The sequence below is a fragment of the Inquilinus sp. NPDC058860 genome (genome assembly GCF_042743185.1).
Taxonomy (GTDB): domain Bacteria; phylum Pseudomonadota; class Alphaproteobacteria; order DSM-16000; family Inquilinaceae; genus Inquilinus.
The window spans coordinates 1-15,949 of sequence record NZ_JBHYMS010000053.1 but is presented as its reverse complement, the minus strand read 5'-3'; the positions used below and the strand labels follow the sequence as shown (position 1 = coordinate 15,949).

15 protein-coding genes and 1 pseudogene are annotated in these 15,949 nt (G+C 71.8%); 10 read left to right on the top strand and 6 right to left on the bottom strand.

Going from position 1 to position 15,949, the window contains the following annotated elements; all coding sequences use genetic code 11:
* Window positions 1-1,762 (top strand): annotated as a pseudogene (locus ACFW16_RS28060) (hypothetical protein); the annotation flags it as partial.
* 142 nt (window positions 1,763-1,904) lie between these two features.
* On the opposite strand, the gene ACFW16_RS28055 reads toward ACFW16_RS28060, so the two are convergent.
* On the bottom strand, window positions 1,905-2,132 hold the full coding sequence (locus ACFW16_RS28055; RefSeq protein WP_380311348.1) for a hypothetical protein: 228 nt from the start codon (window positions 2,130-2,132) through the stop codon (window positions 1,905-1,907).
* Here ACFW16_RS28055 and ACFW16_RS28050 point away from each other — a divergent pair.
* A complete protein-coding gene (locus ACFW16_RS28050) occupies window positions 2,124-2,681 on the top strand; it encodes a response regulator transcription factor (protein ID WP_380311346.1) in 558 nt (185 codons plus the stop codon). The genes ACFW16_RS28055 and ACFW16_RS28050 overlap by 9 nt on opposite strands.
* Before the next feature lie 92 nt (window positions 2,682-2,773).
* A complete protein-coding gene (locus ACFW16_RS28045; protein WP_380311344.1) occupies window positions 2,774-3,394 on the top strand; it encodes a TetR/AcrR family transcriptional regulator in 621 nt (206 codons plus the stop codon).
* Here ACFW16_RS28045 and ACFW16_RS28040 read toward each other — a convergent pair.
* Entirely contained in the window at window positions 3,340-4,179 is an 840-nt protein-coding gene (locus ACFW16_RS28040; RefSeq protein ID WP_380311342.1) for a carbon-nitrogen hydrolase family protein, read from the bottom strand. The two genes, ACFW16_RS28045 and ACFW16_RS28040, sit on opposite strands and share 55 nt — an antisense overlap.
* 1 nt (window position 4,180) lies before the next feature.
* Window positions 4,181-5,845 carry a Na/Pi cotransporter family protein gene (locus tag ACFW16_RS28035; RefSeq protein ID WP_380311340.1) on the bottom strand — a complete coding sequence of 555 codons (1,665 nt, stop codon included), beginning with the start codon at window positions 5,843-5,845 and terminating at the stop codon, window positions 4,181-4,183.
* 149 nt (window positions 5,846-5,994) lie between these two features.
* Between ACFW16_RS28035 and ACFW16_RS28030 the strand changes: the two genes are divergently transcribed.
* The 4 genes from ACFW16_RS28030 (at window position 5,995) to ACFW16_RS28015 (ending at window position 9,830) form a co-directional block, all read left to right on the top strand.
* Entirely contained in the window at window positions 5,995-6,447 is a 453-nt protein-coding gene (locus ACFW16_RS28030; protein ID WP_380311338.1) for an NUDIX hydrolase, read from the top strand.
* 83 nt (window positions 6,448-6,530) lie between these two features.
* On the top strand, window positions 6,531-7,565 hold the full coding sequence (cobT, locus tag ACFW16_RS28025; RefSeq protein ID WP_380311336.1) for a nicotinate-nucleotide--dimethylbenzimidazole phosphoribosyltransferase: 1,035 nt from the start codon (window positions 6,531-6,533) through the stop codon (window positions 7,563-7,565).
* 5 nt (window positions 7,566-7,570) lie between these two features.
* On the top strand, window positions 7,571-8,026 hold the full coding sequence (locus tag ACFW16_RS28020) for a PaaI family thioesterase (protein WP_380311334.1): 456 nt from the start codon (window positions 7,571-7,573) through the stop codon (window positions 8,024-8,026).
* A 46-nt stretch (window positions 8,027-8,072) separates the two neighbouring features.
* Window positions 8,073-9,830: a tetratricopeptide repeat protein gene (locus tag ACFW16_RS28015; RefSeq protein ID WP_380311332.1), complete on the top strand. Its 1,758-nt coding sequence runs from the start codon at window positions 8,073-8,075 to the stop codon at window positions 9,828-9,830.
* A 21-nt stretch (window positions 9,831-9,851) separates the two neighbouring features.
* Here ACFW16_RS28015 and ACFW16_RS28010 read toward each other — a convergent pair whose 3' ends face one another.
* Together ACFW16_RS28010 and ACFW16_RS28005 are read right to left on the bottom strand one after the other, a co-directional pair.
* Window positions 9,852-11,810 carry a MacB family efflux pump subunit gene (locus ACFW16_RS28010; protein ID WP_380311330.1) on the bottom strand — a complete coding sequence of 653 codons (1,959 nt, stop codon included), beginning with the start codon at window positions 11,808-11,810 and terminating at the stop codon, window positions 9,852-9,854.
* 5 nt (window positions 11,811-11,815) lie between these two features.
* Window positions 11,816-13,054: an efflux RND transporter periplasmic adaptor subunit gene (locus tag ACFW16_RS28005; protein WP_380311328.1), complete on the bottom strand. Its 1,239-nt coding sequence runs from the start codon at window positions 13,052-13,054 to the stop codon at window positions 11,816-11,818.
* 224 nt (window positions 13,055-13,278) lie between these two features.
* Between ACFW16_RS28005 and ACFW16_RS28000 the strand changes: the two genes are divergently transcribed.
* Window positions 13,279-13,632: a YciI family protein gene (locus ACFW16_RS28000; RefSeq protein WP_380311326.1), complete on the top strand. Its 354-nt coding sequence runs from the start codon at window positions 13,279-13,281 to the stop codon at window positions 13,630-13,632.
* 22 nt (window positions 13,633-13,654) lie between these two features.
* Here the strand turns inward: ACFW16_RS28000 and ACFW16_RS27995 are convergent, their stop codons facing one another.
* A complete protein-coding gene (locus tag ACFW16_RS27995) occupies window positions 13,655-14,176 on the bottom strand; it encodes a cupin domain-containing protein (protein WP_380311324.1) in 522 nt (173 codons plus the stop codon).
* Window positions 14,177-14,275: 99 nt separating this feature from the next.
* On the opposite strand from ACFW16_RS27995, the gene ACFW16_RS27990 reads away from it, so the two are divergent.
* Window positions 14,276-14,773, top strand: coding sequence for an LEA type 2 family protein (locus ACFW16_RS27990; protein WP_380311322.1), 498 nt, complete (start codon window positions 14,276-14,278; stop codon window positions 14,771-14,773).
* A gap of 102 nt (window positions 14,774-14,875) precedes the next feature.
* Window positions 14,876-15,832, top strand: coding sequence for a threonine dehydratase (locus ACFW16_RS27985; RefSeq protein WP_380311320.1), 957 nt, complete (start codon window positions 14,876-14,878; stop codon window positions 15,830-15,832).
* The last annotated feature ends 117 nt before the right edge of the window (window positions 15,833-15,949 follow it).

Below are 15,949 nucleotides of genomic sequence, written 5' to 3'. Positions count from 1 at the left end.
CGGCAACGACACGCTGTACGGGATGGGCGACAACGACTTCCTCCAGGGCGGCAACGGCGCCGACTGGCTGGATGGCGGCGCCGGCATCGACACCGTGGACTACAACGGCGCCGCCGGGGTCTACGTCAATCTGGCCACCGGCTACGGCTATTACGGCGAGGCCGCGGGCGACCGGCTGTTCGGCATCGAGAATGTCCAGGGCACCGGCAGCTACGGCGACACCCTGATCGGGTCGGCCGTCGCCAATGTGCTCTCCGGCTACGGCGGCAACGACTATCTCTACGGCAATGACGGCAACGACACGCTGTACGGGATGGGCGACAACGACTTCCTCCAGGGCGGCAACGGCGCCGACTGGCTGGATGGCGGCGCCGGCATCGACACCGCGGACTACAACGGCGCCGCCGGGGTCTACGTCAACCTGGCCACCGGCTACGGCTATTACGGCGAGGCCGCGGGCGACCGGCTGTTCGGCATCGAGAACGTCCAGGGCACCGGCAGCTACGGCGACACCCTGATCGGGTCGGCCGTCGCCAATGTGCTCTCCGGCTATGGCGGCAACGACTATCTCTCCGGCGGCGCCGGGGCGGACACGCTCTATGGCGGCAGCGGCGTCGATGCGGCCGACTACTACGGCAGCACCGCCGGGGTTTACGTCAGTCTGGCCACCGGCTACGGCTACTACGGCGATGCCGCCGGCGACCGGCTGTACGACATCGAGACCGTCTACGGCAGCGCCAGCTACGGCGACACCCTGATCGGGTCGGCCGTCGCCAACGTGCTCTCCGGCTATGGCGGCAACGACTATCTCTCCGGCGGCGCCGGGGCGGACACGCTCTATGGCGGCAGCGGCGTCGATGCGGCCGACTACTATGGCAGCAGCGCCGGGGTCTGGGTCGATCTCAGCACCGGCTACGGCTATTACGGCGACGCCACCGGCGACCGGCTGTACGACATCGAGACCGTCTACGGCAGCGCCGGCTACGGCGACACGCTGATCGGCTCGGCCGCCGGCAATTCGCTTTACGGCTACGGCGGCGCGGACCGTCTCTACGGCAATACCGGCGATGACACGCTCTCGGGCGGCGCCGGAAACGACTACCTTGTGGGTGGGGGCGGGGCGGATGCGCTCTATGGCGGCACCGACAACGACACCGCCGACTATTACGCCAGCAGCGCCGGGGTCTACGTCAACCTGGCCACCGGCTACGGCTACTACGGCGATGCCGCCGGCGACCGGCTGTACGACGTCGAGAATCTCCAGGGCAGCACCTATGGCGACACCCTGATCGGCTCGGCCGCCAACAATTCGCTGTATGGCTATGCGGGCAGCGACGGTCTCTACGGCCAGGACGGCCAGGACTATCTCTCCGGCGGCGACGGCAACGACTACCTGAGCGGTGGCAATGGCAACGACACCCTCATCGGGGGCGCCGGGCAGGACACGCTCGTGGGCGGCGCCGGGGCCGACCGCTTCATCTACAGCGGCATCACGCAGAGCCCGGTCGCAACGCCGGACCGGATCATCGACTTCAGCCACGCCCAGGCCGACCGGATCGACCTCTCGGCCATCGATGCCAACACCGGCGTGGCCGGCAACCAGGCATTCACCTTCGGCGGCGCGGGCGCCGGCGCGCTGACCTATGCCTTCAGCGGCACCGACACGGTGATCACCGGCCACGTCAATGGCGATGGCATCGCCGATGTCCGCATCGTGCTCTCCGGCCACATCGCCCTGGTGGCGGCCGACTTCGTGCTGTAACGGGCGACATCCTGGATTCCCGTGAGGATGGGAAATCGCGTTCAAGACTTTCCCATCCTCGTCCAGGATGAGTCACAATATAGTATGTCGGCGGCAAAATCAGACTGCAGCCGCCGAAAGACCACAAACAGCGACAATAATGTCAGGATCGTCCGCCGGCTCTCCGCCGGCGGACGATCACCGCATCCTTTGGACCTTCGTTTTGGTTGAAGCGATTCTTCTTGATCTGATCGGCCGGATTTATGGGGCCGCCATCGGGAACGAAGCTTGGGAGACGGTGTTCGATCGCCTGTCCGAGTTCCTCGGCGGCCGAAGAACCGCATTCCACCGCTTCCGCCCGCCGCGCAGGCCATCCGAGGCCGTGCTCCATCCCCTGCCGGCGCCTCCGGCCGACCGCTCCCGACCTCCGCTGCTTCATCTGCCGATCGGATCGGTCTTCATCGGCGGCGAGCCGGTGCCGGGGACGCCCGGCGCGGGCGCCGGGTTCTACCATGAGGTGTTGAGGCCGTGGGGCCTGCTCAGCGGCCTGTACCGGCTGGGCTTCGACCAGCACCGATCCGCCGCCCTCCTGACCCTCTGGCGGCCGCCGCGCGGCTTCGGCTGGAGCGAAGGGCAGATCTCGATCCTGCGCTGTCTCGCGCCCCATCTCGAATCCGCCCTCGTCATCGAACGCCGCCTGGCCGCGGCGCAGCGGGCCGCCGGCGCCCTGCCGCCGGCACCTCCGGCCCTGACCCGGCGCGAGCGGGACTGTCTGCTGCTGGTCGCCCGCGGCGCCTCCAACAAGGAGGCGGCGCGCCGCCTCGGCTTGTCGATCTACACCGTCGAGGGTCACATCAAATCCGTGATCCGCAAGCTCCAGGCAACCAGCCGCACCGGCGCCGTCGCCACCGCGCTCGCCCTCGGCCTGCTCGACGACTGAGCACCGCCCCACGCCCGGCTCTTCGCCCGATCCTTTGGTTGAGCGGGGCCGCGTTTTACATATAAGCAACCATTCACTTATCTTCCCAGGCCATGCCCCGCCCGCGCACCATCCCCGATGAAACCCTGCTCGACGGCGCCCTGGCGGTGATGCGCCGGGCCGGGCCGGACGGCATCACCTTCGCCGCGGTGGCGGCCGAGACCGGGCTGTCGGGGGCGACGCTGGTGCAGCGCTTCGGCAGCAAGGCGGCGCTGGTCCAGGCGGCGCTGCTGCGCGCCTGGGACCTGCTGGACGCCCGCACCGAAGCGGCCGACGCCGCGGCCCCGCCGGACCCGGCCGGGGCGGTCGAGCTGCTGGTGGCGCTGTCCGGCGACTACGGCGCCGAGGACGACTACGCCGAGGGCCTGCTGGTGCTGCGCGAGGACCTGCGCGACCCGGCGCTGCGGCGCCGCGGTGCTGACTGGGGGCGAACGCTGGCCGCGGCGCTGGGCCGGCGCCTGGCCGATGCCGCCGGCCCGCGGCCGGATCTCGGCCGGCTGATGGCGGCGCAGTGGCAGGGCGCCGTGCTGTGGTGGGGCTTCGAGCGCGGACGGTCGCTGCCGGAGGCGGTGGCCGCGGAGATGGAGATGTTCTGTCGGATCGTCGCCGCCCCGGCCGGTCAGAACCCCAGCCTGTCGCGGCTGCGCGGATCCTCGACCCGGCGCGACTCGTAGATCCCGCCCAGCCGCGCCGTCCGCCGCCAGGGCCGCGCCTTCTCCAGCGCGACGGCGAAGGCCGGGTCGGCGCGGTCGAGCGTGCCGAACACGAGGCCGGATTCACCGTCCCGGCCGGCTTCGGCCAGCACATGGCCGTTCGGTCCGACCAGCGCGGCGGACAGCTCCCGGCTGCAGCGCGCCGGGTTGGCGAGGGCGATCCAGAGGCAGGTCGCCGCCGCATGGCCACGCGCCAGGGCGCCGAAGACGGGGTCGCGGGAATAGGCCGAGACCAGAACGGCGTCGACGCCCAGCGCCTCATATTCCACGAAGACCTCGGGAAAGACGTTCTCGATGCACAGGGCGCAGCCGAAGGTGAAGCCGTCCACCGCGAAGGTCAGCGGCGCGGCGCCGGGCGAGAACCAGCCGGTGATCTCGGTGTGCGAGCAGCGCCGCTTGTCGTAGCGCCCGGCCAGCGCCCCGGTGTCGGAGATGACGTAGAGGCTGTTGTGCGGCCGGTGCGGCGGGGTCAGCGGATGGGCGCTGCCGAGCGCCACCCAGAGGCCGAGGCTGCCGGCGAGGGCCGCCGTCTCCTCCAGCTCCTCGCGCAGCGCCGGCCAGTCGATCCCGTCCCAGGCCGTCACCTCGGACTTGGCGTAGCCGGAGGCGGCGCCTTCCGGGAACTGGACCAGCCGGGCCCCGCCCGCCGCGGCTTGCCGCATCAGGCCGCGGATCTCCCGGCCATTGGCGCGCACGTCCCGGTCGATCCGGCTCTGGGCAACGGCGATGCGCAGCGTTCCGGCCATCTCAGGCGCCCTCGCCGTCGGCGACCCGGCTGGGCAGCAGCTCGCCCGAGCGCTCCAGCACCGGGTAGGCCGCGGCCGCCACGATGTGGCCGTTGACCCGCTTCATGTCGCGCAAGAGGTCGAGATGCAGGGCGCTGGTCTCGGCCGTGTCGCGGCGGCCGGCGCGCAGCCGCTCGAAATGCGACTGGGTGGCCGCCGCCTCGAGGTCGCGGAACGCCACCTTCTCGTCGACCAGCAGGCGCGCGGCGCGGCGGTCGTCGGTCATGAACAGCGAGGCGGCGGTGCGCAGGTTGGTGACCAGCCGGTCCATCATCGCCAGCAGCTCGGCCTCCCCTTCCTTCGAGAACGCCAGGCCGCGCTTCAGCCGCTTGGCCGCATGCGGCAGCAGGTTGCGGTCGATCACGTCGCCCGCCTGCTCCATGTTCATGGCGAAGTTCAGGATCTCGCCCAGCCGGCGGTGGTCGGAGTCGCTGAGCGATTCGGGGTCGAGCGAGGTCAGGTAGGTCTTGATCGCGGTGTTGAGGTGGTCGAGCACGTCGTCCATCCGCCGCGTCTCGGCGATCAGCTTGCGGTCGCCCTTGTGCAGCGCGTCTCGGGCGCCGTGCAGCATCGTCTCCAGCACGTCGGCCAGGCGCATCGCCTCGCGCGCGGCGCCGCCGAGGGCGACGATCGGCGTTTCCCGCGCCGCGGCGTCGAGATAGAGCGGCCGCGACGGATCGGCCGGGTCGACGCGGCGCGGCAGCAGGCGCTGCAGCAGCGCGGCATAGGGGGTGAGCAGCGGAAAGAAGACGACCGCCAGCGCCAGGTTGAACAGGGTGTGGAAATCGGCCACGGCGCGGGATTCGTCGGGGTCGATCGTCACCATCACCGGCCCGATCCACCGCAGCAGGACCAGTGCCACGACGACGCCGAGCAGCCGGTTGGCGAGGTTGCCGATCGGCAGCCGCTTGGCGGCGGGATCGTCGCTGGACACGCCTTCGATCACCGGGTTGATCGCGGTGCCGAGATTGGCGCCCAGAACCAGCGCGAAGGCGGCCTCCGGCGGCACCACGCCGTTGGCGGCCAGCGACATGATCAGCAGCACCACGGCGACGCTGGAATGCACCGCCCAGGTGAAGGCCGCGGCCAGCAGCACGTCGAGGACCGGCTCGGTCGAGATCGCGCCGAGCAGCAGGCGCAGGCTGGGCGCATCCTCATAGGGCGTCATCAGCTGCAGCAGCTGGTGCAGCGCCATCAGCATCAGGCCGAGCCCGATGAACACCCGGCCGAGATCATGCGTCGGGGTGCTGGTGTCGCGCCGGAACAGGAGGAAGCCGATCAGGATCAGCGCCGGCGCGGCGGCCGCCACGTCGAAGGACAGCACCTGCACGATCAGCGTGGTGCCGACATTGGCGCCGAGCATCACCGCCAGGGCCGGCACCAGATCGACCAGCCCGCCGGCGGCGAAGCCCGCCACCATCAGGCCGGTGGCCGTGCTGCTCTGCAGCACCGCGGTGACGCCGATGCCGGCGAGGAAGGCGCGGAACCGGTTCTTCAGCGCGTTGCCGAGGATCGAGCGCAGCTTCGGCCCGAAGGTGCGTTGGATGCCGGTCTGCACCATATGCGTGCCCCACAGCAGCAGGGCGATGGAACCGGCCAGGTCGATCAGGGTGACGGGAAAGCTCATCCTCGGGCCTCGAAAGGCAATCGCCTCCGCTCTTGTCTTCACATAGGCTTTGTGTCGGACGGGCCGGGTGATCGGAACGGCGGGAACAGTGCGATGGTTCCTGATTTGCCCGGGCCGATCAAGGCCGGGCGCGATGACGGAGGACAGGGATGCCGGGCAAGACCAAGGCCGTCCGGGTGCAGCACGGTGCCCTGCCCTATCGGGTGGGACCGGACGGCGCGGTCGAGATCCTGCTCGTCACCTCGCGCCAGACGCGGCGCTGGATCATTCCGAAGGGCTGGCCGATCAAGGGGCTGAAGCCGTCGAAATCGGCGGCGCGCGAGGCCTATGAGGAGGCCGGGGTGCGCGGCGCCGTGGGGTCGAAGTCGATCGGCAGCTTCATCTACGACAAGTGGCTGGAGGAGGGGGTGAGCGTGCCCTGCGAGGTCGGCGTCTTCCCGCTGAAGGTCGAGCGGCAGCACAGGACCTGGCCCGAGCGGCACGAGCGCGAGACCCGGTGGTGCAGCCCCGAGGAGGCGCTGGACCTGCTGGATGATGCCGGCCTGCGCGACGTGGTCGCCGGCTTCGTCCGGCGGCTGGAGACACGCAAGGCGGCGGAGTGAGGGCGCCCGGCCCGGGTTTTGACGCCGCACCGCTTTGGTGGCAGGGTCCGCGCTTCCGCAACCGGACGCCCCGCCCCCCTGCCATGCCCCAGACCCAGACGCCCCTGCCCGACACCCTCGACGAGATCCGCGCCCTGCTGCGCCACCTGCCGGGGCCGGACCTGGAGGCCGGCACGGCGGTGCGCGAGCGCGACCGCCAGCTGACCAAGCCGCCCGGATCGCTGGGCCGGCTGGAGGATCTGGCGGAGTGGATGGCGGTGTGGCAGGGCAGGCACCCGCCGCAGCTGCGCCGGCCCCGCGTCGCGGTGTTCGCCGGCAATCACGGCGTCGCCGTGGCCCAGGGCGTCTCCGCCTACCCGGTTTCGGTGACGGCGCAGATGGTGAAGAACTTCGTCGCCGGCGGCGCCGCGGTGAACCAGCTGGCCCAAGCCGCCGACAGCGACCTGCGCGTCTACGAGCTGGACCTCGAGCACCCGACCGCCGACTTCACCATCGCCCCGGCGATGACCGAGGCCGAATGCGTGCGCGCCATGGCCTACGGCATGATGGCGGTGGAGCCGGGCCTCGACCTCCTGTGCCTGGGCGAGATGGGCATCGGCAACACCACCGCCGGCGCCGCGCTGGCGACGGCGCTGTTCGGCGGCGAGGCGGCCGACTGGGTCGGTCCCGGCACCGGCGTCGACACGGCCGGGGTCCGGCACAAGGCCGAGGTGGTGGCCAAGGGCGTCGCCGTCCACGCCAAGGCCATGACCGACCCGTTCGAGGTGCTGCGCCATCTCGGCGGTCTGGAGCTGGCGGCGATCGCCGGCGCGGTGCTGGCGGCGCGGATGGCGCGGATCCCGGTGCTGCTGGACGGCTACACCTGCACCGCCGCCGCCGCGGTGCTGTGGGCGGTGGACCGGCACGCGCTGGACCACTGCCAGATCGCCCATGTCTCGGCCGAGCCCGGGCATCGCCGGCTGCTGGAAAAGCTGGGGCGCACGGCGCTGCTGGACCTCGGCATGCGGCTCGGCGAGGGCTCCGGCGCTGCCTTGGCGATCGGCCTCGTCCGCGGAGCCCTGGCCTGCCACGAGGGCATGGCCACCTTCGCCCAGGCCGGGGTCAGCGACAAGGACTGAGCGACGTGACCCCTCCGACCCCGAAGGACCCGGCCTTCCGGGAGCGCGTGCAGGCCAGTTTCGACAGGCAGGGGCTGATGCGCACGCTGGGCGCCGCGATCCTGCGGGCCGAGCCGGGCACGGTCGAGATCGCGCTGACGCCGGGCCCGGCGGTGTCGCAGCAGCACGGCTTCGTCCATGCCGGCGCGGTCTCGGCCATCGCCGACACCGCCGCGGGCTATGCCGCGCTCAGCCTGATGCCGCCCGGCGCCGGGGTGCTGACCACCGAGTTCAAGATCAACCTGCTGGCGCCCGCGGTCGGCGAGCGCATCCTGGCCCGCGGGCGCGTCGTCAAGGCCGGGCGCACCCTGACCCTGGCGCAGACGGAGGTCTTCGCCGAGGCGGACGGGAAGGAGCGGCTGATCGCGCTGCTCACCGCCACCCTGATGACCATCGAGGGCCGGGACGGGGTGGCGGATTAGGGGCCCGGGCGGTAATCTGCCGGCGCGCACCAGGCTGGGACCCGTCTTGAGCACCGACCGCGTGACCCGCAGGCTTGCCGCGATCCTGGCGATCGACATGGTGGGGTATTCCCGGCATGTCGAGGCCGACGAGGCCGGCACCATCGCCCGGCACAAGGCCCATCGCCGTGAGCTGATCGAGCCGGCGCTGCACGGCCATGGCGGCCGCGTCGTCAAGACCACCGGCGACGGCATGCTGGTCGAGTTCGGCAGCGTCGTCGGCGCGCTGGACGCCGCCGTGCGGATCCAGCGCGCGGTCGGCGAGGCCGAGGCCGGGCAGCCACGCCGCATCCAGTACCGCGCCGGGATCAACCTGGGCGACATCGTCATCGACGGCGACGACATCCTGGGCGACGGCGTCAACATCGCCGCCCGCCTTGAAGGCATGGCCGAGCCCGGCGGCATCTCGATCACCGCCAGCGTGTTCGACCAGGTGCTCGGCAAGCTGGACCTGGCCTTCGACGACCTGGGCCAGCAGCATCTGAAGAACATCCAGAGGCCGGTGCGGGTGTACCGGGTGCGGCTGGAGCCCGCCGGCGGGGCCGAGATCGCGCCCGGCGCCGCCGGCGCACCGGCCAGGCCGTCGATCGCGGTGCTGGCGTTCCAGGACATGAGCGCCGACCGCGACCAGGAATACTTCGCCGACGGCATCGCCGAGGACATCATCACCGGCCTGTCACGGCATCACGGCTTCCTGGTGATCGCCCGCAACTCGTCCTTCACCTACAAGGGCGGGCCGGTCGACGTGAAGCAGGTGGCGGCCGAGCTGGGCGTCCGTTACGTGCTGGAGGGCAGCGTGCGCAAGGGCGGCGACCGGATGCGGATCACCGGCCAGCTGATCGACGCCGCCACCGGCGCCCATCTCTGGGCCGAGCGCTACGACCGCCGGATCGACGACCTGTTCGCGGTGCAGGACGAGATCACCGACAGCATCGTCGGCGTGGTGGCGCCCGAGCTGATCGGCGCCGAGATGCGCCGCGCCCGGCGGCTGGACCCGGCCGGCATGGATGCCTGGGACTGCGTCATGCGCGCCGGCTGGCACGCCTGGCGCCTGACCGCGGCGGACGGCGCCCAGGCCCGCACCTTCGCCGCCCAGGCGATCGCGCTGGACCCCGGCCTGGCCCGGGCCCGGTCCGTCCACGCCATGTGCGACGTCTGGGACGTGCTGTTCGGCCGCAGCGCCGATCCGGGCCGGTCGCTGGCCGCGGCCGAGGCGATGGCGCGCCAGGCGGTGGACCTGGACCCGCGCGACGCCGAGGCGCAGACCGTGCTGGGCATGGTCGCCCTGTTCCTGCGCCGCTTCGACGAGGCCGAGCGGCGGCTGGAGACGGCGCTGGCGATCAATCCCAACCTGGCCTTCGCCCACATGCTGGGCGGCGGCCACTACGCCCTGTCGGGACAAAGCGGGAAGGCACGGCATGCGCTGCACACGGCGCTGCGGCTGAGCCCGCGCGATCCGGCCAACCACTGGTGTCACGCCTTCCTCGGCCTCGCCGCCTTCGCCGAGGGCGACGACGAGGCTGCGGCCGAGGCGGCCCGCCGGGCGCTCCACCTGTACCCGGCCTTCCCGGTGGCCCACCGGCTGCTGGCCGCGGCGCTGTCGGCGCTGGGCCGGGCCGACGAGGCGAAGGCGGCGCTGGCCGGCCTCCTGGCCGTGGCGCCCGGCGCCACCATCGCCAACACCCGCGCCGGCGTGCCGTGGAAGCCGGCCGAGGTGATGGACCGCTACCTCGACGCGCTGCGCCGGGCCGGGCTGCCGGAGTAGCGGCCGCCAATCGCGCGGCCGCTAATCGCGCGACAGCGCCACCACCGGGTCGAGGCGCGAGGCGTTGCGGGCCGGCAGGTAGCCGAAGGCGACCCCGATCAGGGTGGAGCACAGGAAGGCGGCGACGATCGAGGCCGTGGAGTAGATCAGCCCGATCATCGGGACCGCGGCCCCGACCACCGCGCCCAGGCCGAGGGCGAGGCCGATGCCCAGCACGCCGCCGATCAGGCACACCAGCACGGCCTCGATCAGGAACTGCTGCAGGATGTCCCCCTGCCGGGCGCCCACCGCCATGCGCACCCCGATCTCGGACACCCGCTCCGACACCGACACCAGCATGATGTTCATCACCCCGATGCCGCCGACGAGCAGCGAGATCACGGCGATGCCCGCGATCAGCAGCGTCAGCAGCTGGGTGGCGCTGCTGATGGTCCGGCGGATGTCGTCGGTGTTGAGGATGAAGAAATCCTTGGCTCCGTGCCGCTGGGTCAGGAACCGGGTCACCGCCGCCTCGGCCAGGTCGGTGCTGACGTCGTCGGCGACGCGGACGGTGATGCTGCGCAGCGAGGTGTTGCCCATGAAGCGGGCCTGCACCGTGGTGTAGGGCAGGTACAGCGACAGGTTCTGGCTGCCGCCGAAGCCGCCCTGCTGGGTCTCGACCACGCCGATCACCCGGCACGGCACCTTGCCGACCAGCAGGATCCGGCCGAGCGGGTCCTCGCCCGGGTCCGGGAACATCGTCTTCGCCGTCTCCTCGTCGATCACGACGTCCTGCGACAGCGACCGCGCGCCGTCGGGGTCGAACAGCCGGCCGCGCAGCAGCTTGGTGCCGCGCACGGTGAAGTACTGGGCGCCGACCCCGTTGACCAGGGCGCTGGATTCGCGCGCGCCGTAGCGCACGGTGCTGGTGGTCGACACCGTCGGCGTGACGCCGGCGACATAGGGCTGGCGGGCCAGCTGGTCGGCATCGGCCACCACCAGCGTCGTCACCTTGGCCGACCGGACGTCGCCGAAATCCTTGCCGGCGAAGACCTCCAGCGTGTTGGTGCCCAGGTTGGAGATCTCGGCCAGCACCCGCTGCTGCGTGCCCTGGCCCAGCGCCACCATGCACACCACCGAGGCGATGCCGATGATGATGCCCAGCATCGTCAGCACGGTGCGCAGGCGGTGCGCGTTCATCGCCAGCAGCGCCATGCGGAAGGCTTCGCGCAGACGGTTCAGGAAGGCCAGCCACGGGCGCAGCGGCGCGCCCTGCGGCCGCAGCCGGGACGCGGCGCCGCCATCCCCGGCCGACGGCGTCCGGCGGTCGGCGACGATGGCGCCGTCGCTGATCTCGATGATGCGCTGGGCCCGGCTGGCCACCGCCATGTCATGGGTGACGATGATGACCGTCCGCCCCTCGGCCTGCAGCTCGGCCAGGATGCGCAGCACCTCCTCGCCGCTGTGCCGGTCCAGGGCGCCGGTCGGCTCGTCGGCCAGCACCACGTCGGCGCCGTTCATCAACGCCCGGGCGATCGACACGCGCTGCTGCTGCCCGCCCGACAGCTGGCCCGGCCGGTGGCCGATGCGGTCCGCCATGCCCAGCCGGCCCAGCAGGGCGGCGGCCCGGGTGTGGCGCTCCTCCGCCCGGCTGCCGGCATAGACCGCCGGGATCTCGACATTGCCCAGCGCCGTCAGCTCGCCCAGCAGGTGGTAGCGCTGGAAGATGAAGCCGAAATGCTCGCGCCGCAGCGCCGCCAGCTCGTCCGGCTCCAGCGCCGCGGTCTCGCGTCCGCGGATGCGGTAGCTGCCGGAGGTCGGCCGGTCGAGGCAGCCGAGGATGTTCATCAGCGTGGATTTGCCGGAGCCGGAGGCGCCGACGATCGCCACCATCTCGCCCGCCTCGATGGTCAGGTCGATGTCGTGCAGCGCCGCGATCGTGCCTTCGCCCGACGGGAATTCGCGGCGCAGGCCACGCAGCGCGATCAGCGGTTCGGCCATCGCGATCAACCCCCGGGCGGGCCGGGAGGGACGGAGGAGCCGGCGGCGGCCGGCTCCAGCCCACCAGTCACCACCCGCTCGCCCGCGCTCAGCCCCGACCGCACCTCGGCGATGGTCTTGTCGTTCAGCCCGATCCGGACCTGGCGCGGCTGCGTGGTGCCGTCGGCGCCGACGACCTGGACGGTGGTGCTGCCGTCGGCCGCGCGGGCGCCCAGGGCGGCGGAGGGGATGGTCACCACGCCGCGGGCCTGGCCCAGCACGATGTGCACCTCGGCCGTCATGTAGGTGCGAAGATGGCCGTCGGCATTCGGCACCTCGAAGGTGCCGATGTAGTAGATCGCCGAGGAGCTGGACGACGAGCTGCTGCTGGAACTGGTGCTGGAGGAGGTGGAGGTCGTGCTGAAGCTGGAATCGTTGCGGATCGATTCGGGCGCCGGCTCGATCGATGTCAGCTCCGCGTCGTAGCGCTGGTCGCGGTCGCCCAGGATGGTGAAGTAGACCGGCTGGCCGGGCCGCACGGCGACGACATCGGCCTCCGAGATCTCGGCCCGCACGGTCATGGTGTCGAGGTCGCCGAGGACGACGATGGTCGGGGTGGACTGGACGGCGTTCACCGTCTGCCCCTCCTGGCTGACGATCGCCAGCACGGTGCCGTCCGATGGGGCGGTGATGCGGGTGTATCCGAGATCGACCTGCGCCGTCTCGATCGCCACCTCGCCCTCGACGATCTGGGCGTCGAGCTGCTCGATCTGGGCCTCGGTGACCTGGACGTTCGCCTCGGCGGCCTCGAGATCCGCCTGGGACGAGGCTCGCTGCGCCGCCATCGCCTTCTGCCGGGCCAGGGTCAGCCGGTTCAGCGCCAGCGTCGCCTCCTTCTCGGTCCGCTGCGCCCGCAGATTGGCCAGCGACGCCTGGGCCGTGCGCAGCGCGTTCTGCTGGGTCACGCTGTCGATCTCGGCCACCAGGTCGCCCTTCGCCACCTTCTGGCCCAGCGTCACCTTGAGCGAGATGATGCGGCCGGACGCCTGGGCGCCGACCGCGACCAGCCGCTTCGGCTTCAGCGTGCCGGTGGCCAGGACCGCTTCCTCGACGTCGCCGATGGCGGCCACCGCCGTCATCCGGGGCACGGCGGCGGGCGGCGACAGCCAGTGCCAGGCCGCCAGGCCGCCGATGGCGAGCAGGGCCAGGACAGCGGCGACGGCGGCGAATCGCCCTCGTTTGCGACGGGCGCGCGCCGGGGACATGGTGGTGCTGGTGACGATGGGTCCGCTCCGGGTCCGGATGAAGGGCCCGTGCCGACCGGGCGGTGAGCGGGCTCTTATAGCCGGGAAAATGGGCTGGCGTATGTCCCAGCGTTGCCGCAGTGAGAATTCTTGTAACCGAGCATATCCTGCTTCGGTTTCCAGTCCTGCCGTGTCGATCTCGGAGCCGGCCGGACGACCAGGGACGGAACCAACGGAGGCCTCGGATGCGCTATCTGCTGATCGTCCATGTCGACCCCGCCCTGATCGGCCCGCTGTCGCCCGAGGAAGGCCGCGGCCTGACGCGCCGCTGCATGGCCTATGACGATGCGCTCCGCCGCAGCGGCCACCTGATCGCCTGCGGGCCGCTGGCCGAGCCGGAGACCGGTCGGATCGTGCGGCGCCGCGGCGACAGGACCTCGATCACCGACGGGCCCTATGCCGAGACCAAGGAGCATGTCGGCGGCTTCATGCTGATCGAGGCCCGCGACATGGACGAGGCGGTCGCCATCGCATCGAAATCGCCGATGACGGCCATGGGCAGCATCGAGGTGCGCGAGCAGCCGCCGATGGAAGGCTGACCAAGCGGGCAGGCCGGCGCCGCTACCCCTTTCCCGCCCGCGCCGCCCGGACCTTGTCGGGCAGCCCGTCATGGTCGCCCATCGGGCGCTGCGGCGCGTCGTGCCACCAGTCGGGCCGGACCGGCTTCTGCTCCGGGTTGCGCGGGTAGCGGATGCGGTTCTCCCGCTTCGGGGTCTCGCCGACGACCAGCAGGCGGACCTCGGATTCCGTGTTGTTGATGAAGGTGTGGCACTGGCCGGTGCCGGCCGGGAAGCCGACCGCGTCGCCGGGCCCGAGGCGGTGCAGCACGCCGTCGAGCCAGGCGTCCGGCGTGCCCTCGAGGACATAGACGAACTCCTCCTCATGGCTTTCGGCATGCGGGTAGGAGGTGCGGCGCCCGGGCGGCAGCCGCTCGTGGTGGATGCCGATCCGGGTCAGGCCGAAATGCCGGCCGAGCGGCGCGCCGATGCTCATCAGCTCGTCGTCGCCGCGATAGGTATGGTTGTCCGGCCCCTCGATCTCGGTCCAATGCACGATGCAGGACGGACGGTCGGTCGGTGCCATGCGAAGGTCCCCCTGGGCGGCGTGGTGTTGCGCGAGGCTAGCCGAGCACCGCCGCAGACGCCATGTCGCTGACAGATTCGCCACCGAGCCTCGGGGACCATGAGCCGACCGACACGCCGACCGATCGACCGCCGCGCCCTCCTCGCCCTTCTGCCCGCAGGCGCCCTCGCCGCCTGCGCGGCGCCCTTCACCGGGCCGCCCCCGCCCCGGGTCCGCATCATCGACCTGCGGCCGCTGGACGCCACCATGTTCGAGCAGCGCTGGGAGGCGCTGCTGCGGGTCGAGGAGCAGGCCGGCACCGGCCTGCAGGTCGACGCCATGACCGCGGCGATCGAGATGAACGGGCGGGAGTTCGGCAGCGGCCGGACCGACCGGGCCTTCCTGCTGCCGGCGCATGGCGAGCGCGAGGTGTCGGTGCCGATGCGCGGCTCCGGCCTCGGCCTGGTCGACCAGCTGGCCACGATCGGCCGCCGCGGCGAGCTGAAGTGGCGGGTCGAGGGCGTGTTCCTCAGCGCCGGCCGCCAGATTCCCTATCGGGACGAGGGCACGGTGTTCTCGCTGCGCGACACGCTGAGGGACTCGCTGCTGCCGTTCTGACCGCCCAGGGCGTCCCGCTTGTCTCCAGACAATGTCCCGGTTGACCGGGACAATCGGCGCCGCCGATGCTGACGCCGACGCGCCGCCGATCGGAACCGGACCATGTTCGACCTGACCGCCCTCGAGGATGCCGCCCGGCTGGTGCATGCGACCATGCCGCCGACCCCGCAACTCGCCTGGCCGCTCTTGGCCGCGCGCGCCGGCTGCGAGGTCTGGGTCAAGCATGAGAACCACACCCCGATCGGCGCCTACAAGGCGCGCAACGGCCTGGTCTTCATCGATGCGCTGCGCCGGCGCCGGCCGGACGTCCGCGGCATCGTCACGGCGACGCGCGGCAATCACGGCCAGAGCCTGCCCTTCGCCGCCCGCGGCACCGGCCTGGCCGTGACCGTGGTGGTGCCGCACGGCAATTCGGTGGAGAAGAACGCCGCGATGCGCGCCTTCGGGGCCGAGCTGGTGGAGCACGGCCGCGACTTCGACGAGGCCTATGCCCATGCAAGGCATCTGTCGGGGGAGCGCGGGCTGGAGATGGCGCCGGCCTTCCACCCCGACCTCGCGCGCGGCGCCGCGACCTATGCGCTGGAGCTGTTCCGGGCGGTGGCCGATCTCGACACCGTCTACGTGCCGATCGGCATGGGGTCGGGCATCAGCGGCCTGATCCGCACCCGCGACCTCCTGGGCCTGCGGACCCGGATCGTCGGCGTGGTCTCGACCGAGGCGCCGGCGATGGCGCTGTCGTTCGAGGCCGGGCGGGTGGTGACGACGGAGACCGCCCGCACCTTCGCCGACGGCATGGCCTGCCGGGTGCCGGACCCGGAGGCCTTCGCCGTCGTGCGGGCCGGCGCCGAGCGGATCGTCCGGGTCACCGACGACGAGGTCGCCGCGGCCTTGCGTGCGTATTGGACCGACACCCACAACCTGGCCGAAGGCGCCGGCGCGGCGGCCCTGGCCGCGCTGCTGCAGGAGCGGGGGCGGATGCAGGGCAGGCGCGTCGGCCTGATCCTGACCGGCGGCAACATCGACCTGGCGGTGGCGCGGGGGGTGCTGGCGGAGGGCTAGCCCGCATTTCTCACACTCCCTATGCCCTGCGCCGGTTGAAAATGCCGACGGGGCAGGAGAGCGGCGCAGCGCGATGCCTTTGCATCGGGCAAGCCGTTCGACGCACCCTGTCGGCAT